The organism is Acinetobacter sp. YH12252 (genome assembly GCF_013417365.1).
GTDB classification, from domain to species: Bacteria; Pseudomonadota; Gammaproteobacteria; order Pseudomonadales; family Moraxellaceae; genus Acinetobacter; species Acinetobacter towneri.
Genome location: NZ_VPEA01000004.1, coordinates 100,561 through 121,370, shown reverse-complemented (window position 1 = coordinate 121,370; position 20,810 = coordinate 100,561). Strand labels below are relative to the sequence as shown.

Annotated in this window: 21 protein-coding genes; 9 read left to right on the top strand and 12 right to left on the bottom strand. The window is 40.7% G+C overall.

Annotation, left to right across the window (positions count from 1 at the left end; genetic code table 11):
- Positions 1 to 56 precede the first annotated feature (56 nt).
- Both FTV28_RS05680 and lpxO read right to left on the bottom strand, forming a co-directional pair.
- Positions 57 to 473, bottom strand: coding sequence for a PH domain-containing protein (locus FTV28_RS05680; protein ID WP_131260939.1), 417 nt, complete (start codon positions 471 to 473; stop codon positions 57 to 59).
- A gap of 114 nt (positions 474 to 587) precedes the next feature.
- Positions 588 to 1,502, bottom strand: a complete 915-nt coding sequence (gene lpxO / locus FTV28_RS05675) for a lipid A hydroxylase LpxO (protein ID WP_004975827.1) — start codon at positions 1,500 to 1,502, stop codon at positions 588 to 590.
- Positions 1,503 to 1,988: 486 nt separating this feature from the next.
- Between lpxO and fadB the strand changes: the two genes are divergently transcribed.
- A complete protein-coding gene (fadB, locus tag FTV28_RS05670; RefSeq protein ID WP_179989683.1) occupies positions 1,989 to 4,142 on the top strand; it encodes a fatty acid oxidation complex subunit alpha FadB in 2,154 nt (717 codons plus the stop codon).
- A gap of 12 nt (positions 4,143 to 4,154) precedes the next feature.
- Positions 4,155 to 5,327, top strand: coding sequence for an acetyl-CoA C-acyltransferase FadA (gene fadA / locus FTV28_RS05665; RefSeq protein ID WP_004975824.1), 1,173 nt, complete (start codon positions 4,155 to 4,157; stop codon positions 5,325 to 5,327).
- Between the two features lie 145 nt (positions 5,328 to 5,472).
- Here fadA and FTV28_RS05660 read toward each other — a convergent pair whose 3' ends face one another.
- Together FTV28_RS05660 and FTV28_RS05655 are read right to left on the bottom strand one after the other, a co-directional pair.
- Positions 5,473 to 5,745 (bottom strand): hypothetical protein, encoded by a 273-nt coding sequence (locus tag FTV28_RS05660; RefSeq protein ID WP_179989681.1) that lies wholly within the window; start codon positions 5,743 to 5,745, stop codon positions 5,473 to 5,475.
- Between the two features lie 108 nt (positions 5,746 to 5,853).
- Positions 5,854 to 6,603 (bottom strand): hypothetical protein, encoded by a 750-nt coding sequence (locus tag FTV28_RS05655; protein WP_104852942.1) that lies wholly within the window; start codon positions 6,601 to 6,603, stop codon positions 5,854 to 5,856.
- A gap of 253 nt (positions 6,604 to 6,856) precedes the next feature.
- On the opposite strand from FTV28_RS05655, the gene FTV28_RS05650 reads away from it, so the two are divergent.
- Positions 6,857 to 7,558: a DsbA family protein gene (locus tag FTV28_RS05650; protein ID WP_004975810.1), complete on the top strand. Its 702-nt coding sequence runs from the start codon at positions 6,857 to 6,859 to the stop codon at positions 7,556 to 7,558.
- 172 nt (positions 7,559 to 7,730) lie between these two features.
- Here FTV28_RS05650 and FTV28_RS05645 read toward each other — a convergent pair whose 3' ends face one another.
- On the bottom strand, positions 7,731 to 7,931 hold the full coding sequence (locus FTV28_RS05645) for a dodecin family protein (RefSeq protein WP_004975809.1): 201 nt from the start codon (positions 7,929 to 7,931) through the stop codon (positions 7,731 to 7,733).
- 374 nt (positions 7,932 to 8,305) lie between these two features.
- Between FTV28_RS05645 and FTV28_RS05640 the strand changes: the two genes are divergently transcribed.
- From FTV28_RS05640 to FTV28_RS05625, 4 genes are all read left to right on the top strand, one after another.
- Positions 8,306 to 8,470, top strand: coding sequence for a hypothetical protein (locus FTV28_RS05640; protein ID WP_019836107.1), 165 nt, complete (start codon positions 8,306 to 8,308; stop codon positions 8,468 to 8,470).
- Between the two features lie 326 nt (positions 8,471 to 8,796).
- Positions 8,797 to 8,976, top strand: coding sequence for a hypothetical protein (locus FTV28_RS05635; protein WP_104852940.1), 180 nt, complete (start codon positions 8,797 to 8,799; stop codon positions 8,974 to 8,976).
- Positions 8,977 to 8,986: 10 nt separating this feature from the next.
- Positions 8,987 to 10,483, top strand: a complete 1,497-nt coding sequence (locus tag FTV28_RS05630) for a hypothetical protein (RefSeq protein WP_179989679.1) — start codon at positions 8,987 to 8,989, stop codon at positions 10,481 to 10,483.
- A gap of 94 nt (positions 10,484 to 10,577) precedes the next feature.
- Positions 10,578 to 11,723, top strand: coding sequence for a hypothetical protein (locus FTV28_RS05625; RefSeq protein WP_179989677.1), 1,146 nt, complete (start codon positions 10,578 to 10,580; stop codon positions 11,721 to 11,723).
- A gap of 140 nt (positions 11,724 to 11,863) precedes the next feature.
- On the opposite strand, the gene htpG is transcribed toward FTV28_RS05625, so the two are convergent.
- The 5 genes from htpG to FTV28_RS05600 all read right to left on the bottom strand — a co-directional run bounded on the left by htpG (position 11,864) and on the right by FTV28_RS05600 (position 17,933).
- A complete protein-coding gene (gene htpG, locus FTV28_RS05620) occupies positions 11,864 to 13,780 on the bottom strand; it encodes a molecular chaperone HtpG (protein ID WP_004975801.1) in 1,917 nt (638 codons plus the stop codon).
- A gap of 94 nt (positions 13,781 to 13,874) precedes the next feature.
- Positions 13,875 to 14,219: a lysozyme inhibitor LprI family protein gene (locus FTV28_RS05615; RefSeq protein ID WP_136144750.1), complete on the bottom strand. Its 345-nt coding sequence runs from the start codon at positions 14,217 to 14,219 to the stop codon at positions 13,875 to 13,877.
- A gap of 171 nt (positions 14,220 to 14,390) precedes the next feature.
- Positions 14,391 to 15,002, bottom strand: coding sequence for an OmpW family protein (locus FTV28_RS05610; RefSeq protein WP_179988510.1), 612 nt, complete (start codon positions 15,000 to 15,002; stop codon positions 14,391 to 14,393).
- A gap of 572 nt (positions 15,003 to 15,574) precedes the next feature.
- Positions 15,575 to 16,951: a Na+/H+ antiporter family protein gene (locus FTV28_RS05605; protein ID WP_179988511.1), complete on the bottom strand. Its 1,377-nt coding sequence runs from the start codon at positions 16,949 to 16,951 to the stop codon at positions 15,575 to 15,577.
- Positions 16,952 to 17,042: 91 nt separating this feature from the next.
- Complete coding sequence (locus tag FTV28_RS05600; RefSeq protein ID WP_179989752.1) at positions 17,043 to 17,933, bottom strand: alpha/beta fold hydrolase; 891 nt, start codon at positions 17,931 to 17,933, stop codon at positions 17,043 to 17,045.
- Between the two features lie 120 nt (positions 17,934 to 18,053).
- Here FTV28_RS05600 and FTV28_RS05595 point away from each other — a divergent pair, with 120 nt between their 5' ends.
- Together FTV28_RS05595 and FTV28_RS05590 are read left to right on the top strand one after the other, a co-directional pair.
- Positions 18,054 to 18,539, top strand: coding sequence for a DUF4442 domain-containing protein (locus tag FTV28_RS05595; RefSeq protein ID WP_179989676.1), 486 nt, complete (start codon positions 18,054 to 18,056; stop codon positions 18,537 to 18,539).
- A 208-nt stretch (positions 18,540 to 18,747) separates the two neighbouring features.
- The gene (locus FTV28_RS05590; RefSeq protein WP_179989674.1) at positions 18,748 to 19,599 is read left to right on the top strand and encodes an alpha/beta hydrolase; all 852 of its coding nucleotides are present in this window, start codon (positions 18,748 to 18,750) and stop codon (positions 19,597 to 19,599) included.
- A gap of 102 nt (positions 19,600 to 19,701) precedes the next feature.
- Here the strand turns inward: FTV28_RS05590 and FTV28_RS05585 are convergent, their stop codons facing one another.
- Together FTV28_RS05585 and FTV28_RS05580 are read right to left on the bottom strand one after the other, a co-directional pair.
- Positions 19,702 to 20,058 (bottom strand): hypothetical protein, encoded by a 357-nt coding sequence (locus FTV28_RS05585; RefSeq protein WP_004975789.1) that lies wholly within the window; start codon positions 20,056 to 20,058, stop codon positions 19,702 to 19,704.
- A gap of 111 nt (positions 20,059 to 20,169) precedes the next feature.
- Positions 20,170 to 20,730 carry a hypothetical protein gene (locus FTV28_RS05580; RefSeq protein ID WP_179989537.1) on the bottom strand — a complete coding sequence of 187 codons (561 nt, stop codon included), beginning with the start codon at positions 20,728 to 20,730 and terminating at the stop codon, positions 20,170 to 20,172.
- Between the last annotated feature and the right edge of the window lie 80 nt (positions 20,731 to 20,810).

The window sequence follows — 20,810 nt, the reverse complement described above, 5'->3', positions numbered from 1 at the left end:
CGCTCTGCTCATCCTCAAAGTTTTGATGCTTATTTTTTGCTTTAAAAGCCTAGGGATTAGTCAGTAATTTCCATTCCCAAGGCTTGACTAAATTTGGTCTGATCTTTAGGTGAAACCAATACAAATTTTGGCTGCCCCGCTAGAAGATAATCAATTTTTAAACGCTTCAGCGACAAAGCAGGTGACGCTACCGAATTATTGGTTTTAGATATTTTTTGAATACTGTCGCGTGGAATATCCCATTTTAAAAACATGCAACGGATCTGCAAGCGTTCGGCATCGACCTGATAGCGCGTATTGAACACAGGCCACCACAACACAAAAATGGTAATGAAATACACCCCTGTGTGCACAGGAAATGCTGGCATCGTGCCTTTGGCGTACATGGTCAGCAATAACTGAATCAATAGACCAGACATACAAATCACAAAAGCCAAAACCCACCAATCTTTTTTAGAACGAAACGTTTGCATAAAAATTCCCCTATTTGCTTCATTCTATACATAAAAATAGGCGGGAATTAAAGTGCGTTGCTGAAATTGCTCAAAAATGTCATAAAAAAACGCCCCGAAAGGCGTTGCGATACTTTAAAACACATAAGGGCGAATAAAAATTAAGAAGAAAATCCCGAGCATTAAAAACCATTTTAAGAAATAGTACACACGACTATTTTTAGCTTTTAAAGCCTTGGCTTTTAAACGCACTTGATAGACATAGCCAAAGACTTTATTTAAGCCACCCGTCTGATCGCCTGCTTCATTCGGAGAGCTTGCTGCGGTCATCACATTTTTGCCAAACCAGTGATTAAACTTTTGCATCCAGAGTGATTTTAACGGACGCTCGACATCGGCAAAGAAAATAATACGGTTTTGAGAAGTGCCATTTTCAGCATAGTGAATATAGGTTTCATCAAACACCACACTTTCACCATCACGCCATGAATAACGCTCCCCATCGACATCAATAAAACAACGGTCATCATTTGGTGTCATCAATCCCAAGTGGTAACGCAATGAACCTGCATACGGGTCACGATGACGCACTAAACGACTGTCGGGTGCTAGTTCAGTAAACATCGCCGCCTTAATGCTAGGCAAAGTTTTTAATAATGCTGTGGTTTTTGGACATAATTCTGCGGCAGATGGATGCGCGGAGTCATACCATTTTAAATAAAAACGCTTCCAGCCTGTTTTAAAGAATGAGTTAAATCCCAAATCATCGTAGCTACTTGAAGCTTTAATACCACCCTGTTCATACAAAGCTTTGGCTTCATCACGAATCATTTCCCAATTGTCATCCAAAACCTTTAAATCTTGAAAGTGCTGGGTGTCGATATAAGGTTGATTCGGCACTTTAGAAAATAAGTACATTAAATAGTTGATCGGTGCGAGAATGGTAGAATGGTCAAAAAACTGACGATAAAAACTATGACGCACCTTGCCGCGCTGTTGAATATACAACGCTGAAGCGATAAAAATCGCCAAAATAACCCACTTCAACATAGAACAACCCAAATTGCTGAAAACAGCTGAATTTCAAAAATGGCGCATATTCTACTCAATTTCAGCGCATGAGGTCATAGCAGAAAATAGAACACAGCATTGCAAATCGCTATCCCCCCTATCCAGCTTCACGCTTTAAAACATCACCATCCAAACGATGGATTTACTTTTCTGTCCAAAACAACCCACTGATAACATCTATTTATCAAGCTTTTCTAAATCGAAAATGCAATACAACCTGATTAAAAATAAAAGAGAAAACAATCACTTTCATCTTTCTTTAAACATAGGATTTTAAAATCGGGTCAAAAAGCAATTCCGAGCTATGAGAAAAATCATGACCCTTGCGTCACGGCTTGATACAACTTGCTATATTTTTTTTCGATATAGTTATCGTAAGATTAGCGAGGCATATATGTGTGCAGGACTATCGCACACGCTTCATAACATCAACTTAGAAGTCCTCCAAAATAAAGGAGATCAGGCATGATCCACGCTGGCAATGCCATTACCGTCCAAATGCTTTCGGACGGAATTGCAGAATTCCGCTTTGACTTACAAGGTGAGTCGGTCAACAAATTTAACCGTGCAACGATTGAAGACTTTAAAGCTGCGATTGAGGCTGTTAAAGCAAACAATGAAGTGAAAGGTTTAATCGTCACTTCTGCAAAATCAACCTTTATCGTGGGTGCAGACATCACCGAATTTGGCGCAAACTTCGCTCAAGGCGAACAAGCTATTGTGGATTGGGCATTGCCTGTTCACGACATCTTCAATGCTTTTGAAGATTTAGACATTCCTAAAGTTGCTGCAATCAATGGTATGGCATTGGGCGGTGGCTTTGAAATGTGTTTGGTATGTGACTACCGTGTCATGTCAGACCAAGCACAGGTAGGCTTACCAGAAATCAAACTCGGTATTTTCCCGGGCTTTGGTGGTACGGTTCGTTTAAGCCGCGTTATTGGTATCGACAATGCGGTTGAATGGATGGCAATGGCCAACCCTAAACGTCCTGATGCTGCACTTAAAGACGGTGCTGTAGATGCTGTAGTTGCTGCAGATCAATTACAAGCGGCTGCGCTTGATTTGGTTAAACAAGCCATTGCAGGTCGTTTGGACTGGAAAGCAAAACGCCAAGAAAAATTAGACCCAGTGAAATTGAACCCACTTGAACAAATGATGGCGTTCAACACTGCAAAAGGTGCGGTATTAGCCAAAGCGAATCCTGCACAATACCCTGCACCAAAACTCATGCTTGATTCTTTACAAGCAGGTGCAAGCTTGCCACGTAATGACGCACTTAAAGCGGAAGCGGAAGGCTTTGCTAAAGCTGCGGTAACGCCACAAGCAGGCGCGTTGATTGGCTTGTTCATCAACGACCAAGTGGTGAAGAAAACTTCTAAGAAATATGAAAAAGGTGCGCATCCTGTTAACCAAGCGGCTGTACTCGGCGCGGGTATCATGGGTGGCGGTATTGCTTACCAAGCGGCAAGCAAAGGCACACCAATTATCATGAAAGACATTGGCAACCCACAATTGGCATTGGGGATGTCTGAAGCAAACAAATTGCTGACCAAGCAAGTTGAACGTAAAAAAATGACACCTGCCAAAATGGGTGAAACTTTGGCACGTATCCGCCCAACTTTAAGCTATGACGAGTTTAAAGAAGTAGATATCGTGATTGAAGCCGTGACTGAAAATCCGAAAGTCAAAGGTATTGTGTTGGCTGAAACTGAAAAATCAGTACGTGAAAACACCATTATCGCGTCAAACACATCAACCATTTCGATTACACGTTTGGCAGAAAACCTACAACGTCCAGAAAACTTTGTCGGCATGCACTTCTTTAACCCAGTGCACATGATGCCATTGGTAGAAGTGATTCGTGGTGAAAAAACTTCACCTGAAGCGATTGCGACTACTGTGGTGCTTGCTCAGAAAATGGGTAAAACACCAATCGTAGTGAATGACTGCCCAGGCTTCTTGGTGAACCGCGTATTGTTCCCTTACTTTGGTGCATTCGACTTGTTACTTAAAGATGGCGCAGACTTCCAGCAAGTTGACAAAGTCATGGAAAAATTCGGCTGGCCAATGGGTCCTGCTTACCTGATGGATGTTGTTGGTATCGACACGGGCGTTCACGGTGCAGAAGTCATGGCAGAAGGTTTCCCAGACCGCATGAAGCCAGACTATAAAGGCTCAATCCAAGTCATGTACGAAAACAAACGTCTTGGTCAAAAGAATGACGTAGGTTTCTACAAATATGAATTGGATCGTAAAGGCAAGAAAGCCAAAGTGGTCGACCCAACTGCGTATGAGCTTGTAGCATCTGTCGCAACATCTGAAAAGCACGAATTTGATGCACAAGAAATCATTGACCGTATGATGTTGGCTTTCTGTAATGAAACAGTACGTTGCTTAGAAGACAACATCGTGGCGACACCATCTGAAGCAGATATGGCGATGATTATGGGTGTAGGTTTCCCTCCATTCCGTGGTGGCCCATGCCGTTATATCGACCAAACAGGTGTTGCTGAATACGTTGCGCTTTGCGACAAATATGCACACTTAGGAAAAGCTTATGAAGCGCCACAAATGTTGCGTGACATGGCTGCTAACAACAAAAAATTCTACGGTTAAGGAGCAACGTGAATGGCTACTTTAAATCCACGTGACGTTGTCATCGTTGATGGCGTACGTTCTGCAATGGGTAAAACCAAAAACGGTATGTTCCGCAATGTACGTGCTGACAGTCTATCGGCTGAATTGGTTCGTGCTTTAGTTGCTCGTAACCAGTTTGATGTCAACGAAGTTGAAGATGTGATCTGGGGCTGTGTTAACCAAACCCTAGAACAAGGTATGAACATTGGTCGTAATATTGCTTTATTGGCTGATCTTCCAAAAACAGTAGCAGGTCAAACTGTGAACCGTCTGTGTGGTTCTTCAATGCAAGCGATCCACACCGCTGCGGCACAAATTGCAACCAATCAGGGTGATATTTTCATCATTGGTGGTGTAGAGCACATGGGCCATGTGGGCATGATGCACGGTATCGACATCAACCCTGCTGCATCGAAGCACTATGCCAAAGCCTCAAACATGATGGGCTTAACTGCTGAAATGTTGGGTCGCATGAACGGTATTTCTCGTGAAGAGCAAGATGCCTTTGGTGTGGAATCACACCGTCGTGCATGGGCTGCAACGCAAGAAGGCCGTTTTAAAAACGAAATCATTGGCATTGAAGGTCATGATGCAAACGGCTTTAAACAACTATGCGACATCGACGAAGTGATTCGTCCAGATGCTAACCTTGAAGCATTCCAAGCTTTACGTCCTGTATTTGATCCGAAAGGCGGTACCGTAACTGCGGCGACATCTTCAGCATTGTCTGATGGTGCTTCTGCGATGTTGCTTATGTCTGCTGAACGTGCACAAGCATTAGGTTTGAAACCACGTGCGGTGATTCGCTCTATGGCCGTTGCAGGCTGTGATGCAGCAATCATGGGTTATGGCCCAGTACCTGCAACGCAAAAAGCACTTAAACGTGCGGGCTTGTCAATTGCAGACATTCAAACCTTTGAATTAAACGAAGCGTTTGCTGCACAAGGTCTATCTGTTCTAAAAGGCTTAGGCATTTATGATCAGCAAGATCGTGTGAACTTGAACGGTGGTGCAATTGCACTCGGTCACCCATTGGGTTGTTCAGGTGCGCGTATCACCACCACGTTGTTGAACGTGATGGAACAACAAGACACGCAAATTGGTCTTGCGACCATGTGTATCGGTCTTGGTCAAGGTATCGCGACAATTATTGAGCGTGTGTAAAAAGTCTTCGTAATAAAAAAATCCTCGCATCATGCGGGGATTTTTTATTTTGTTGTTTTGAGCTGTTCTAATTTTTAAATTTTATTCTTTTGCATTGTTATCTTGAAGACTAGATGGCTGATCAGTTGTGATTTACCTGCACGGCTTAAACCAACAACTCCCCCATCAACCATGTCATATAGCGTTCTTTATCCATAAAGTCTGGGGCGCTGCCTGTATCCAAGCAATAATATTGTTGATTAAATTCAATCACAATTTGTTCAGTCTGATGCCAATCTTCAACCAAACGAAAGTGCTGATTAAAGAAGTAACGGTTCTTGCCCCAATTATTTAAATTTTCGAGTTTAGGGTAGTTTCTATTTTCTAGAAATTGTAAATACAGTTGTTGAATATCATCAAAGACTTGAATGCTGTTCATATTGGACCTGCCTAGCTGAGCAATTAAATCAACAGGCACAGTTTAGGCAAGAGATTTGAACGGCAGATGACATTCTTTTGACAATTTGATGTAAGGATTTGCCAGACCTTACAACTTGCTTTCCAGTGCCCGCTGATGCTGCTGAGTGATCTCTTGCATTTGCGTATTGAGCTGCACCATCTCTTGATATACCGCATTAAATTCTTTCAAGGCTGCATCTTCATAGAACATGAAGGTATTGTTTTTGAGCTCCCATTTATTGTTTTTTAAAATTGCAAACAACACATACGCCTTACCCAAATTTTTCTTTTCCAATTCAAATAATGCGTGTCCTTGGTCATTATGGCGGCTTTCTAGCAAAGATTCTGCTAAATGACGGCGCAAATTATGATTGATTTCAAGATTCTCAATCTGCTCCAAAGCCATCGCTTCATGCTGTTCTAAATGTTCCTGATACAGCTCTACCATGGCACGTACTTGCACCAACATGGCTTCGGTATCGGCATAGTCTTGTTTTTTATCTGCAGCAAGTCGTTGAGGATCTAAAAACTGATCCCAATTCAAGGCTTTTAATTCACGTAAATAGCTATTGCGCGCTTCGGCACTTTGCACCATGTGACTCAAGACAAAACTCGCCATAATTTGATAGTCGCCATCTAAACGATTATCTTTTAAGTCAATTTGAATCGGCTTAGACCAATCCTGTGCCTGTACAAAAATTTGTTCGGCTTTTTCATAAATCACATTTTGATAAGCATGCAATTGAGTGACTTGTTTTTGCTGCTGTTGATATTGATAAAACATCCCGCCAAAAATCAGCAGCGTTGCACATCCTATAATTAGCACTATACGTCGCATGCGTGCCCTCTTATTTTTTAGTATTTGCAATATCTTAGCGTGAAGCCTGTCACATTTGTATAGCATTTTATGCTTATTTTCTAATGCAGCCATTAGAATATAGTGAAATAAATCAATTCATTTATACCTTTATATGATTCTGTATCCATGACGCTATTTGACCAGATGCTCAAAAATAAGTTTAGCATCGCTTTATGCTTTAAATTTTATGTAACATCCCCATCTTAGTAAAAAACAGAATTTGAGATTGTTCATGCGCGTTGATATTTGGTCAGATATTGTTTGCCCGTTTTGCTATATCGGCAAAAAACGTTTAGAGGCTGCTGCTGAAGAAGCAGGTGTAGAATTAGAAGTGCATTGGCACAGTTTTGAACTCGATCCAGATGCGCCACCGCGTCAGGAAGTGTCCAATTCAGAGCGTTTGGCACAAAAATATGGGCGCAGCCTTGCCGAAGTAGAAGACATGCAGCGTAATATTGCCGAAATGGCAAAAGCTGAAGGCATTGACTTTCAATGGGAAAATGCCAATTCAGGCAATACCTTTAATGCCCATCGTTTGGTGCATTTGGCGCAAAGTAAAGGCTTGGGCAGCGAAGCCAAAGAAGCTTTTTTCTATAGCTATATGACTCAAGGTTTGGCAATTGGCGAGCGTGAAACACTGGAAGATGTTGCATCACGTATTGGGCTGAACCCTGTAGAAGTGGATGATGTTTTGGATTCTGACGAATATGCCGACTTTGTAAAATTTGACCAAGAAGTTGCACGTGAACAATTAAACGTCACTGGCGTACCGTTCTTCGTATTTGATCAGCGTATTGCTTTAGCAGGTGCGCAGCCACGCGAAGTTTTTGTGCAAGTTCTGCAAAAAGCCCTTGAAACAGCAAGCGAGCTAGAGCTTGAAGATGCAGCAAGCTGCGATGCAGAACAATGCGATGTATCTGAACCTAAAGCTTAAGATTGAAATACAGACAAGGCTGAATAGTGTTCTTCCGGCTGATTAGACGCACAAAAAAATCCCATTACGGGATTTTTTTGTGCTTTTAAAATGGGTCAAAGTTCCAGCTTTGCCCCGCAACCATGCTTCGGTTAGTTGTCATCTTACTATGCTTCGTTAATGAAGCGAGGTGTTATTCAACCAAGAAGCTGATTTTTAAATTGACCCGATACTCCGTGATTTGATTGTCTTTAACCACCACTTTTTGTTCGTTAATCCACGCCCCTTGGACATTTTTAATTGTTTCTGTCACTTTAGCGATTCCAGTCTGAATCGCGTCTTCAAAACTTTTTGTACTGCTTGAATTAACTTCAACTACTTTTGCAATTGCCATGATTTTCTCACTGTCCTTTATCGTTATTGGAATTCTATCATAGATTAAAAAAACCGCATTTTTAGACTGTTTAACCAATCACAGCCAAAACATTACATGATTTCACACTGTCAAAAACTGTCACCATTCACCCGCATTTCAGACTTATCTAAATACAAATTTTGCAGACATCTCAACCATTTAAGCCTACACAAAAAACTAGAGCTAAAACTCTAATATATTGTTTTATATTGCTATTTTTAAAATAATTGCCGAAATGATCATTTTGTAAATTTTAAACTTTGTTATGATTCATGTGAATTTTTTATTTCGTTTGATCTCCCTACGATGTCTATTCTTCTGCCTAGACATTAACACTTTGGATGGATATTCCCATGAATATGTTTAAATCTGTTTTGATGGTTTCACTTTTAGCAATTGCTGCAAATGTATCTGCTCAAATTGTGCATGTACCTGATTTTCCAACTCAAAAAGTGAATACAGAATCGGCTGCATCTGAAGCTGTTGTAAATGAACCAACTTCGCAAAAGGCAGCTTAAGTTACGCGTTTTATCCACTAATTTTAGCTGTATTAATCTCTCCCATTTCTCTCCCCAAACAGCAGTCTAAAGCAGGCTGCTGTTTGTTTTTCTAATGCTAAATTTGCTTTAAATCGTCCATGCAACATCTAAAAACTGTGTTCTACCCAATTGCTAATACTTTTTTGGCACTGCGATTTAAATTTTTTTGATTATTTTTCATATAAAAAGCGCATTTTTTGTCAATAATGTCTAAAAAAGCACAAAAGCTGACAATTTTTAGCATGTATTTTTTAATTAAATCCATATAATTAAAGTGATTTTTTTCATTGCTATAGCAGATGCCTATGCAACAACTTCAAGCACTTATACAAAGAAAAATTCCACCTCAAGCGATTGAGGTCAACCATTTAATAGAATTAGCCAAACACTATCCTCAACCACAATCGGCAGAATATAAATTGATTGAATTGGCTCTGAATATTGTCTTGGCAGATTATTTGGAAAAAGCACAACAACATATTTAAGTATGCATCAATGAATACACTAGAAAAATCACTGTTGATTAAAGAATTACACGACTTGATTGATGCTTTAACGCATAAAAGACTCAGTCTGTATGAAACAGCCAAAGCCAAAGCACGCATTAAAGAAATTTTTATGCTGTGCGATAAACCGATTTTTCAAAAACAGTTGCTCACATTTAAAGCCTCACAAAATCCAATTCAAACTGCGGTAACTTTTGCAGAACAAAGTTTATATGCACAATCTTTTCGTGGCGTATTTACACAACTTGAAGCACTTGAAACAGTACTTTATCAACAGCCTGAAGCAGGTTGGGCGATTTTGTATCAACCGAGAGCAGGTTGGCAAATTTGGTTAATTCCTGCTGCTGACCGCACTGCTTTACTAAGTGAGTTTCAAGATTTAGAGCAGGTCTATCGCTGGATGTTGGAACAGCAGCAACAATATCACTGCCTTCAAACCGATGCAGAACTCAAGCAAGCTGCTGTGCTAGAAGCTGCTCAAACTCAGCCAGTCTTTGTCACTGCAGACTTGGAAGAAAATAAAGCTGTAGATTCGCCAATTCAATTTGACTTTATTAGAGACCACATCGCTACAGAAGAAGTTGCCTCGTCTGATACTCAAGTTTTGGACGTGGCTAAAGATGAACTTACAATTGAACCGACAGCAGACCAAACGATCATTTCCAATGCAACATTGGATATAACTCAGCCTGATGCAACGACAATAGATACTGCCCAGATGACGGCTGGCACGCAAAAACCAAGCGTCAACCCAGCTTATAATCTATTGTTAAGCCAATATAGTTGCCCCATTTCTGCGCTCAATCTTAGCCAAAATGAGTCAGCACAGTTGTATCGGGTCTTTTTGCCTGAAGCGCCAGAAGTCACGCAATATGCCGATGTATTGGTGCATTTGTCTGATCCCGAAGAAGATCAGCAACAGGTGTTGGCGCGTGCGGTATATTTGGCAGAACAAACCAATACGCAAGGACGCTTTATTAAATATGTGGTACTGCTTGGCGCATTAGATCAAATGCAAGCGATTCGTTTGACTCAAAACTTTTGCCAACAGTTTGAACATGAAATTGCAGCAATACGTGAAATTTCTTGGGAAAAATTACAAGAACATTTATTTGATTTCGATCAGCTTTTTCAATGCTATAGTCATGATGCTCAAATCGTGTGGCAGCAAGAGCATTATTTTCCTTTCATTCCGATACAGCACATTCAAACTACTAAGTTTATTCAGTTTGAAGAAAGTGAAGCACAGAGTCATACCCCTTTGATTTTACTGAAAGAACGACAAAAAATTCGTGTGATTCATGGTCAAAAGCGCTTACAACTGTCCCGTACTGAACAAGCTATACCGCACATTTTATTAGATCGACAACAAGGTATTAGTTGGCAAATGATTCAAAAAGTCATCTCCCAATTACAGCAACCGATTGATGCTTTGCAGTTATGCCAAGCACTTCAAATGTATCAAGAAAAAGAGGTTTCTGCCTAAAAACTGCCGTTTATATTATGATTTTGTAGCCAAGTCTTGCTTTTATCTCATAGATTTTCAACACTAACAAAAATGGCTTAAAGATCAGTAAATAATGTCAAGAATAAAGCACACATCGCCTTTTATATTAAGCTGTCTCTTAAGTGGGGTCGCAGGCATCACTTTTGCACAAGAATCAACTCAAGCAGTGGATCAAGCCCATACGTCACTGCCACCTTATGAATTGCCTGTCGCTCCGCCAAGTGCAGCAGATAAAAACGGTTTTTATTACACGATTCCACGTTGGATTGATGCCACACCGACGGTGTTACCCGAACAATCCAATGAATCCATTGTACCTCCCACCGCAGAAACGGAACATTTAACTTGGTTCGATCAACGTCAAAAAAATATTCGCAATTGGGCAGATAAAACAGCACATAAACTGGATAACTGGTTTGGTGAACCAAGTCCTGAACAGCCTGCCTCAGCCACTTTGCGGGTTTTTGTCGATAGCAGTTGGGATAAGCATAATGAATATGAAGTCAAACCTCGTATTCGTGGCAAAATCAAACTGCCTGCGCTTGAAAATAAACTCAGTGTGGTATTTGGTGATGACTCGCTCGATAACGAATTGCAAAATAACGTCGCCATTACCAACGAAAACCCAGCGCATGACGCAGACAAAACCGTAGACAGCAAACGTAGCCGTGAAGACAACAGTTCTCTGGCATTACGTTGGTCGAACTTTGCCGAGCGTCTACCTTTTGAAACAGATGTCGATTTAGGGGTACGTTCTGGCGATGATATTTATCTGCGTTTAAAAGCCTCTAAAGACTGGACTTTGGAAAATGATTTCTCTTTTCATGCCGAACAAATTTATCGTTATGGCATCGACAGTGAAAATTATCTCAGAACCAACTTGGAGCTCACGCACGCACGCCCCAATCAGGCTTTCTTGTCCAATCAATTTAGCCTGACCTATGCCGATGAACAAGATGATGATTTGGTTTGGGACAACTACACCTTTAGACAACATCAATTCTTTGCAGGCAACCGCTTTAACTATGGCATTTATACAGGCGGTTATTATCACGATGATGACTTACGTTTAAATCGTTGGGGGCCATTTGTCTCTTGGCGTCAACCATTTTTACGTGAATGGTTCTTTATTCAGGGCGATGTCAATTATTTAAATGATGATCGCGCAGATCGTAATCATTATCTCGGTGCTTTAGTGCGTTTAGAAGCCATTTTCTAAACAGGTAACATCTACAATCAAGCCAAATTAAAAAACCAAGTCTTGCGAACAGGACTTGGTTTTTTTGCAAGATGATCTTGCAAGATGACGATGCATTATTTGTACAACGCATCATCGATCATGTTCATGCGAAAGCAGACTTACTTTAACAGTAAGCTATTAATACGTTTCACATATTCCGCTGGGTCTTCAGGCAAGCCACCTTCAGCAATCACAGCTTGATCAAAAATCACATGCGCCAAATCATCAAATTGATTGGAGTCCTGTAATTTTTTCACCAAAGGATGCTCTGGGTTGATTTCCAAAATTGGCTTCATATCAGGTACAGCTTGCCCTGCATCCTTCAACATACGAATCAATTGTGGTGACAGTTCACCTTCACCTGTTACCAAACAAGCAGGGGAATCAACCAAACGTGTAGTCACACGCACTTCTTTGGTTTTACCGCTTAAAGATGCAGACAATTGCTCAACCACAGGTTTAAATTGTTCTGCAGCCGCGTCTAAAGCTTTCTTCTCTTCAGCATCTTGTAGATCGCCTAAATCAACCGCACCTTTAGATACGTTTTGCATTGGCGTGCCATCAAACTCCTGCACAAAGTTCATCGCCCACTCGTCTACGCGTTCTGCCATCAACAACACTTCAATGCCTTTTTTCTTAAACAACTCCAACTGTGGAGAATGCTTTGCTGCGTTCAAGTTGTCTGCCGTAACGTAGTAAATGGCTTTCTGACCTTCTTTCATTCGCGCTTTATAGTCCGCCAATGAGGTACTGATGTCATCATTACTTGAAGTAGCGTAGCGTAATAATTTCAGGATACGTTCACGGTTGCCAAAGTCTTCGCCTAAGCCTTCTTTTAAAACTGAACCAAATTCTTGATAGAATTGCTTAAATTTTTCTTGGTCTTTTTCATCTTCAGACTTGGCTAAATTGTCCAACATGGTCAACACACGACGGGTATTGCCTTCGCGGATGGTTTTCACATCACGGCTTTCTTGCAATAACTCACGGCTCACGTTCAATGGCAAATCGGCGCTGTCCACCACACCTTGTACAAAACGTAGATAGTTCGGGATCAGGTTGTCTGCCTCATCCATAATAAATACGCGCTTCACATACAATTTAATCCCCGCTTTGGCTTCACGAGTAAAAATGTTGTGCGGTGCTTTACTTGGCACATACAACAACTGAGTGTATTCAGTACTGCCTTCAACACGGTTATGCGCCCATGCCAATGGTGCGTCAAAATCATGACTGAGGTTTTTATAAAACTCAATGTACTGTTCTGCACTAATTTCGTTTTTATTGCGCGTCCACAACGCACTGGCCGAGTTAATTGCTTCCCATTCATCAGTTTTCACATACTGACCTGCTTTCGGTGTTTCACCTTCAGCTGCTTCTTCTTGCTGCCATACTTCTTTCTGCATTTGAATTGGCAAACTGATGTGATCAGAGTATTTATTGATGATCTGCTTAACTTTGTAGCTTTCTAAATAATCCAGCGCATCTTCACGCAAGTGCAGAATAATATCGGTACCCCGTTCTGCTTTGTGAATTTGCTCGACATCAAACTCGCCAGTACCCGCACTGCTCCAACGCACGGCTTCATCTGCAGCCAATCCTGCACGGCGTGATTCCACAGTAATTTTATCTGCCACGATAAAACCTGAATAGAAACCCACACCAAATTGACCAATCAATTGCGCATCGGCTTTTTGATCGCCCGTCAATTTTGACATAAAGTCTTTGGTGCCCGATTTGGCAATGGTACCCAAATGCTCAATCGCATCCTGCTGACTTAAACCAATGCCATTGTCTGAAATGGTCAGGGTTTTCTTGTCTTGATCTAAGCGGATACGCACACGTAAATCTGGATCATTTTCATAATATTCAGGATGGTTGATGCCTTCAAAACGTAATTTGTCGCAGGCATCCGATGCGTTAGAAATCAGTTCACGCAAGAAAATTTCAGGGTTGGAATAAAGAGAATGGGTCACCAAATGTAATAACTGCGCCACTTCGGCTTGGAAACTGTGTTTTTGGCTGTGCTCGCTCATTCATCACTCCTTAAATTCATAAACATGGTTATTGTTGGATGTGTTAATGAATTGGAGTGATTGCCTAATTTTTCAAGCCTAAACCCAGAAAAATTTAAAAAGGTGCACGTTGATAGACCTGATTTAAATGATCCTCTAATTTCTGCTGACGCAAATTATACACTTGGGTTAAACAATCGACGGAAGCGCCACAACGATCACGCAACTCTAACCAGCGAAATTGTTCATCACGAATTTGTGAACGCGTCCCCATGGCGACCAAACGGCTGACGATACGATAGGTGGTTGCCATTTTCACATCGGCATCATTAACCGCACGATGTTCACAAATGGCATACTCCGTTTGTGTTTTGGCTTTCTCACAAGAAAAACTCGCCGCATGCCCCGCGACACTCAGCATTAAACCAACACCCACAAGCCAACCGTATTTTATCAACATGAATCAATTCCTTCTTTATCATTCTTTACTTTATCGTTCAGACTGTAAATGAACATGGCACATGCACTCAATTTTTTCATTCGATACATTTGTTATTTTTTGCAATAAAAAACCCCATCATAAAGATGGGGTTGCGCTGATTTTTATTATTATAAAGAGCTACATTTATAATTAGAATTTGTAGCTATAACCGATGGTGTACACCATTGGATCGATGTCTAAATCGATTTTTTTAACTGTAGTGCCACCCGCTTTAACAGTCACTTCAGGACTCAATTGTGCATAACGAGCATCAAAGAATACGCCCCAGTTTTTTGCATCGGCTGGCTGGAAGTTAAAACCGATTTGACCTGCAAAACCAAAATCCTCTTTCACTTTTACATCTAAATCAGCTAAATTACCTGATGTTTTTTCATCCCAAGCAACAAATGCCGTACCACCTACACCAATGTATGGTGTAAAACGGGTTGAATTTTTAAAGTGATATTTAGCAGTTAACGTTGGTGGTAAATGCTTAATTTTAATTTTATTCTCACCCTCGTGAGCTACATCATGGCTAATTGGTGTCGCCAACAATAACTCAGCAGAGATATTGTCATTAAAGAAATATTCTACTGAAGGTGTAAATGCATATTCATGATCTGCTTCAAAATGACCAAGATCTGGATCTGTAGTATCTTGAGTTGGAGAAATTACAGAACCACCAACTTTAACTTGCCATTGACCTGCCATAGCAGAAGCAGACATTCCCATTAATGCAATTAGAGCAACATGCTTTAACATTTCAAAACCACCTTTAGAATAAAAATCTTAACGCTTAATTAATATTAAACATGACCACTATTAATATGCAACACATATTAAACATAATATTTTAATTATTTTATAAGCTATTCATTATTATATAAATTTATTTTAAATAGACCAAATTACTTGGTTTTAAAATCCGAGTTAATTAATAGAGTTTATATTATTATTTCCCGACTATATTACTCAATTTTATTTTAAAAATATATTAAAAGATTTATTTAAAATACATCTTATATTTAATTAAAAACTAACACAAATTTATTTTAAATAGATTAATTCACTCAGACTTTCTATTTTTAAATCATAGAAAATCAATAAAATTATCCAAATTAAATAAAGAGAATTAAAATCATCTTCATTCTAATATTAGAAGTTGATGACAACGAAAAATGGATCATTTTGTTAGAGAGTTTGAATTTTGTATTGGGTTTCAATCGGCAGATGTAAGGATGAACTTGAGGAAGATTCTTCTTGTCGTTTTAGCACGATGCTGCAACGTGCCCAGTCTATTCTGAACACGTGCGCTTAAAAATTTTGGTGATAATTTACAGCACCATCGCTGCAATCCAGCCAAAAATCATCAATGGAATATTAAAGTGAATAAAAGTCGGTACCACACTGTCCTTCATGTGGTCGTGCTGCCCATCCATATTTAAACCCGAAGTTGGCCCCAAGGTTGAATCCGATGCTGGAGAACCCGCATCTCCTAAGGCTGCTGCTGTACCAATAATCGCAATGGTTGCTGCAGGGCTAAAACCGAACTGCAAACATAAAGGCACATAAATAATCGCTAAAATAGGCACGGTAGAGAAAGATGAGCCAATCCCCAAGGTGATTAACAAACCAATCAATAACATTAAAAATGCAGCCAAAGCTTTGCTATTGCCAATCCATTCCACCGACGCTTCTACCAAAGCAGGCACTTGATTAGTAGCTTCAATCACTGAAGCGAAACCTTGTGCAGCAATCATAATAAAGCCGATGAGTGCCATCATACGCATACCTGTAATGATCACATCATCTGCTTCTTTCCATTTGAAAATTCCCGCACAGCTTAAAATGGCAACACCGACCAAACCTGCCAGAATCATCGAATCTGAATACAATTGCACCGCCAAGGTTGCAATAATCGCAAACACTGCCATCCACAGCGTAAATTTAGCAATTTGTGGTGCTTGTAAGCTTGACCCTGTTGTGTCTGCATTGAGTTCACTCGAAATGCTTTGGGTACGCTCTACCTGCACATCTTGATAATGTCGAGGCTTACGATAGCTCACAAACAACGCGATCAATAGCCCAATAAACATCCCAAACACAGGAATAAACATGGCAGCAGGAATATCTTCATTTTGAATGGCAAAACCATACGGAGCACCAAAGGTGTTGATATTGTGCGCCAAAATATCATTCAGAAAGATTGCACCGAAACCCACAGGAACAAACATATAGGTGGCAACCAAACCAAAAGTCAGCAAACAAACCACTGCACGACGGTCTAGGTTTAAATGATTGAAAACACTTAATAAAGGTGGAATCAATACAGGAATAAATGCAATGTGTACAGGGATTAAGTTCTGTGAAAATACCGCTGCCAAAGCCACAGTAAAATAAATCAGATATTTAACGCGGTTCTGTACCTTAGTATTACTGCTACCTGTTAAAGTGCGAATCAGTTTGTAGGCCAATAAGTCAGGCAAACCTGAACGTGCCAAAGCCAAAGCAAATGCACCTAAAATACCGTAAGCAAGGGCAATTTTTGCACCACCACCTAAGCCATTATTAAACGCATCTAAAGTGCCTTGTAAGCCTAAACCAGCCAGTAAACCACCTGAAACTGCACCAATAACCAAGGCAAAAACCACAGGCACACGAGCCAACGACAATCCGAACATGATTGCAATGGCAGCAAGAATTGCGAACATAAGAGATGAAAATTCAAAAAAGAAGCTATTTTATCAGAGATTATGCAGATTGGAGTTGACCAAACATTCAACTCCGACAAGCGTTTCTGATTTAAATTACTGCAGCATGTGAATTTGAATGACCTAAGGCAAAATCACGGATGGCAGTAGCAACCGCTTGCGGCTGACTAAGAATCGCCCAGTGATTAGCTGCCAACTCCACACGTTGAAAATCATCTACCCAATGCGACATTTCATCAATCAATTCAGCACCCACAAATTGATCATATTTCAAGACAATAGCTTGCACAGGACAAATTGCATAACGTTGACGCGGCTTTAATAAACGTGGGATAAAATTGGCACGATATAAATTGACGCCATAGCGCCCATCTTTGCGGATATTAGGATTGATCGCAATATCTTGATCACGTTCTAAACGTATCACCACCTGACGCCATTGTTCAGGTTGAAAAAACTGCCAAACTGTAGGTGTAAGTGCAGGAAGTTGAAAGGCGGCAATATACCAAGATTTACGCATTTGTTTGAAAAATTTAATTTTATTTTCAGAAAACTGCTTACGCATCCAGAACGCTGCATGATCCAAACATGGGCCTGAAATACTACTATACGATAAAATTCGTCCCTTTAAATCTGGATCCGTCACTGATTCCCAAGACTGAATTGAACCCCAGTCATGAGCTGCCAAGTGAAATGCACGCTGCCCCAACACGGCATTAGCAACAGCCATTAAATCTGCTGTCAATTGAGCCAAGCTATAGGCACGAATGGATTTGGGAATGGAGGATTGTCCCGCACCGCGCACATCGTAACTCACCACATAAAAATCTTGCACCAACACGGCAATCACTCGTTCCCAGACTTCTTGGTTATCTGGATAGCCATGCAGCAAAATCAATGCAGGTGCCGTTTTTTCACCCCAAGTTTTGACATAAAGCTGTTGACAATCTGAGGTTTCAACCCATTGCGTTTGTGCTTGCATAAACATCCTGTTGTTTATTGTTGACATGATTGCTCTTGAGAATAACAAAATATGCCATTGGCTTGCTCAAATTTCATACTAATATAAGAAAAATCTACTTAAGGCTCTATAAAATTTCCCATGAACCTCATCAAAAAATTGCAGCAACTTCCTATCGTTTCCAAATACTTTTTAAATCGCTATCCACCCTATCGCGGTGCAGGTATTGAAATTGATCAAATCGATTTAGCCAACCACCATGTCCGTGTCAAAATGCCACTCACCCGCAAAAATCAAAATATTGTCGGGGTGCATTTTGGCGGCAGCCTCTATTCCATGGTCGATCCCTTTTATATGTTAATTCTGATGCATCACTTGGGTTCAAAATATATTGTTTGGGATAAAGCTGCGACGATTCATTTCCTAGCCCCTGGGCGCAGTACAGTCTATGCCGATATTCGCCTGAGTGCCGCTGAAGTCGAAGAAATTAAACAACTCGCAGAAGACTATGCGCCTGTTACACGTCAATATACGCTCAATATTGTCGATGAATCAGGCGTACGAATCGCAGAAGTGCATAAAACGTTATATATCCGACGTAAAAAGCCCAAAGCCGTAGCAACGTAATTTTTAGCTCACATAAAAACGCAGAATCTAATGATTCTGCGTTGTTGGTAATATTATTTTAATCAAAAGACAAAAAGATCAATGTCACCGACAAACTTCTCTACTCTTTTTGAGCAGGTATGAATTAATTAACGTATTACTGTTGATACATCAGTGGATCATAAAAATTATAAACATTGATAGTATTTAAAATTAAAGGATCATTAAAATGAAAAAAAATCTTGTGCCAATCTTTTCCCTACTTTTTTTCTATTCATCGACATCCCTCCATGCTTTGGTGCCGAATACATTTACCAAAGTCCAGACTTTGAAAAATGTGGCTTATGGATCTCATCCTCAACAAGTGATGGATGTCTATTTCCCTGCCAAAGTACTCACAGATCAAACACCAGCCCCGCTCATGATGATGGTCCATGGCGGTGCTTGGAAAATGGGTGATAAAAATCATGCTGCTGTGGTCAAAAATAAGCTGAGTTACTGGACCAAGCAAAACTGGATTTTTGTGTCTATCAACTATAGATTAGTTCCAGATGTGACCGTACAGCAGCAAACTCAGGATATCGCCCAAGCGCTTATTTATATCCAAAATCAGGCACCGCATTGGCATGCTGACTCAAAACGCTTGGTGCTGATGGGACATTCTGCGGGCGCACACCTGGTCAGTCTATTAACCGTTCGCCCCCATTGGCTGGCACCCCAGCCACAGCCTTGGCGTGCTACAGTTGCTTTAGATAGCGCGGCTTATGATATAGAAAAGATAATGCAAACACGTCATGCACGTTTTTATGATCAAGCCTTTGGTGATCAACCTTCCAACTGGAAAGCCCTTTCTCCGATAGCTCAGCTACATCAAGCTTTACCTGCATTTCTCGCGGTGTGCTCAACCATCCGTGCAGATCAACCCTGTACTCAAGCTCGACAATTTATTCAACAAGCACAGAAATTCGGAACTCAAACCCAGTTATTGCCTGTCCGACTTTCACATGCTGAAATCAACAAGTCATTGGGACAAAATAATGCTTATACTCAAGCAGTCAATCAATTTATCCAAACGCATTAATTTTTCAGCTAGCGCATAAAAAACGCAGAATCATAAGACTCTGCGTTGGATGTACTGAAATATAAATACTTCAGTAGGATGGCATGGCTGTTCGTATTCAGATTAACGCTTTTGCTCGATGGCTGCACCAGCACCACCACCAACAGCACCACCGATTGCAGCGCCTGCATTACCACCTATCACTTCTTTACCTAAAATTGAACCAATCGCACCGCCAATTCCACTATAGGTTGCGTTACGGTTAGAACCATCTTGGGTTTTACTTCCAACTGCTGCACCTGCACCTGCGCCTGCTGCTGCACCAACACTACCACCTACGCTGTTACCCGCTGCGCCACCAACGGCACCGCCTAATGCTGCTGCACCAATACGTTGGTCATTTGAACTCATGCTTTCACAACCCGCCATTAACATGGTCGATACTGTGGCAATTGCCAATACACTCAATACTTTTTTCATGGTGATCACTCCCCCTCGGTCTATTCGCTCTCAGCTTAGTGCATATTGCGGTAACAACTTTGAAAAAACTGTTACCAAGCACAGCAAGATGAAGGTATTTCTGTAAAAGACTTAAGGCTGAATAGATGATTCAGCAACATCTTCTTCCAAAAGCACGACATCTCTTGTGGTTTGTCCATCTTCAGTAAACACAGCATGAGAAACTGTTTCTTTGCTTTCAGGCGTTTTGACCCGATCCAGTTTTAATGTGCGATGAATTGGCGCCTGCCCCTGCTTATATTCCATGCCTTCTGCATCAATCGTTTTCACTTCAGAAATGACTTTACCATCCTGCTTTAGGGTTTTATTCAACTCAATTTTTGAGGTTGGTACAATCACCCCACCTTTTTGAATCACAGGAATACCCAATTGTTTCTCTGAAAACTGTGCTTGATCATCATCAAAAACAACTTCCTTTGCCACAATATCTTTACCCTGATTGCTCACTTCAAAAATCGTGGCTTCTACATGGCGTATAGGCTTTTCACCTGTCACTGTACGAATCACTTCAGTTTTTAGAATAGGCACAATGGCTTTGTCTTTCACCACAATGCTGTTTGGCATTGGTGCAGCCGAAACAGACACACTCAGTAGCATTGCCGATAAACACAGTGTCAGTCCTCTAAATTGCATAAGCTATCCCCTTAGTTTTCTTGATATTTTTAAATTGTTCTTAATTCACTATATGCAATATTGCGGCTTTATTAAAGCAA

Coding starts and splice junctions, on each gene's coding strand:
- FTV28_RS05680 (WP_131260939.1), bottom strand. CDS start 473: ATGCAAACGTTTCGTTCTAAAAAAGATTGGTGGGTTTTGGCTTTTGTG.
- lpxO (WP_004975827.1), bottom strand. CDS start 1,502: ATGTTGAAGTGGGTTATTTTGGCGATTTTTATCGCTTCAGCGTTGTAT.
- fadB (WP_179989683.1), top strand. CDS start 1,989: ATGATCCACGCTGGCAATGCCATTACCGTCCAAATGCTTTCGGACGGA.
- fadA (WP_004975824.1), top strand. CDS start 4,155: ATGGCTACTTTAAATCCACGTGACGTTGTCATCGTTGATGGCGTACGT.
- FTV28_RS05660 (WP_179989681.1), bottom strand. CDS start 5,745: ATGAACAGCATTCAAGTCTTTGATGATATTCAACAACTGTATTTACAA.
- FTV28_RS05655 (WP_104852942.1), bottom strand. CDS start 6,603: ATGCGACGTATAGTGCTAATTATAGGATGTGCAACGCTGCTGATTTTT.
- FTV28_RS05650 (WP_004975810.1), top strand. CDS start 6,857: ATGCGCGTTGATATTTGGTCAGATATTGTTTGCCCGTTTTGCTATATC.
- FTV28_RS05645 (WP_004975809.1), bottom strand. CDS start 7,931: ATGGCAATTGCAAAAGTAGTTGAAGTTAATTCAAGCAGTACAAAAAGT.
- FTV28_RS05640 (WP_019836107.1), top strand. CDS start 8,306: ATGAATATGTTTAAATCTGTTTTGATGGTTTCACTTTTAGCAATTGCT.
- FTV28_RS05635 (WP_104852940.1), top strand. CDS start 8,797: ATGCAACAACTTCAAGCACTTATACAAAGAAAAATTCCACCTCAAGCG.
- FTV28_RS05630 (WP_179989679.1), top strand. CDS start 8,987: ATGAATACACTAGAAAAATCACTGTTGATTAAAGAATTACACGACTTG.
- FTV28_RS05625 (WP_179989677.1), top strand. CDS start 10,578: ATGTCAAGAATAAAGCACACATCGCCTTTTATATTAAGCTGTCTCTTA.
- htpG (WP_004975801.1), bottom strand. CDS start 13,780: ATGAGCGAGCACAGCCAAAAACACAGTTTCCAAGCCGAAGTGGCGCAG.
- FTV28_RS05615 (WP_136144750.1), bottom strand. CDS start 14,219: ATGTTGATAAAATACGGTTGGCTTGTGGGTGTTGGTTTAATGCTGAGT.
- FTV28_RS05610 (WP_179988510.1), bottom strand. CDS start 15,002: ATGTTAAAGCATGTTGCTCTAATTGCATTAATGGGAATGTCTGCTTCT.
- FTV28_RS05605 (WP_179988511.1), bottom strand. CDS start 16,951: ATGTTCGCAATTCTTGCTGCCATTGCAATCATGTTCGGATTGTCGTTG.
- FTV28_RS05600 (WP_179989752.1), bottom strand. CDS start 17,933: ATGCAAGCACAAACGCAATGGGTTGAAACCTCAGATTGTCAACAGCTT.
- FTV28_RS05595 (WP_179989676.1), top strand. CDS start 18,054: ATGAACCTCATCAAAAAATTGCAGCAACTTCCTATCGTTTCCAAATAC.
- FTV28_RS05590 (WP_179989674.1), top strand. CDS start 18,748: ATGAAAAAAAATCTTGTGCCAATCTTTTCCCTACTTTTTTTCTATTCA.
- FTV28_RS05585 (WP_004975789.1), bottom strand. CDS start 20,058: ATGAAAAAAGTATTGAGTGTATTGGCAATTGCCACAGTATCGACCATG.
- FTV28_RS05580 (WP_179989537.1), bottom strand. CDS start 20,730: ATGCAATTTAGAGGACTGACACTGTGTTTATCGGCAATGCTACTGAGT.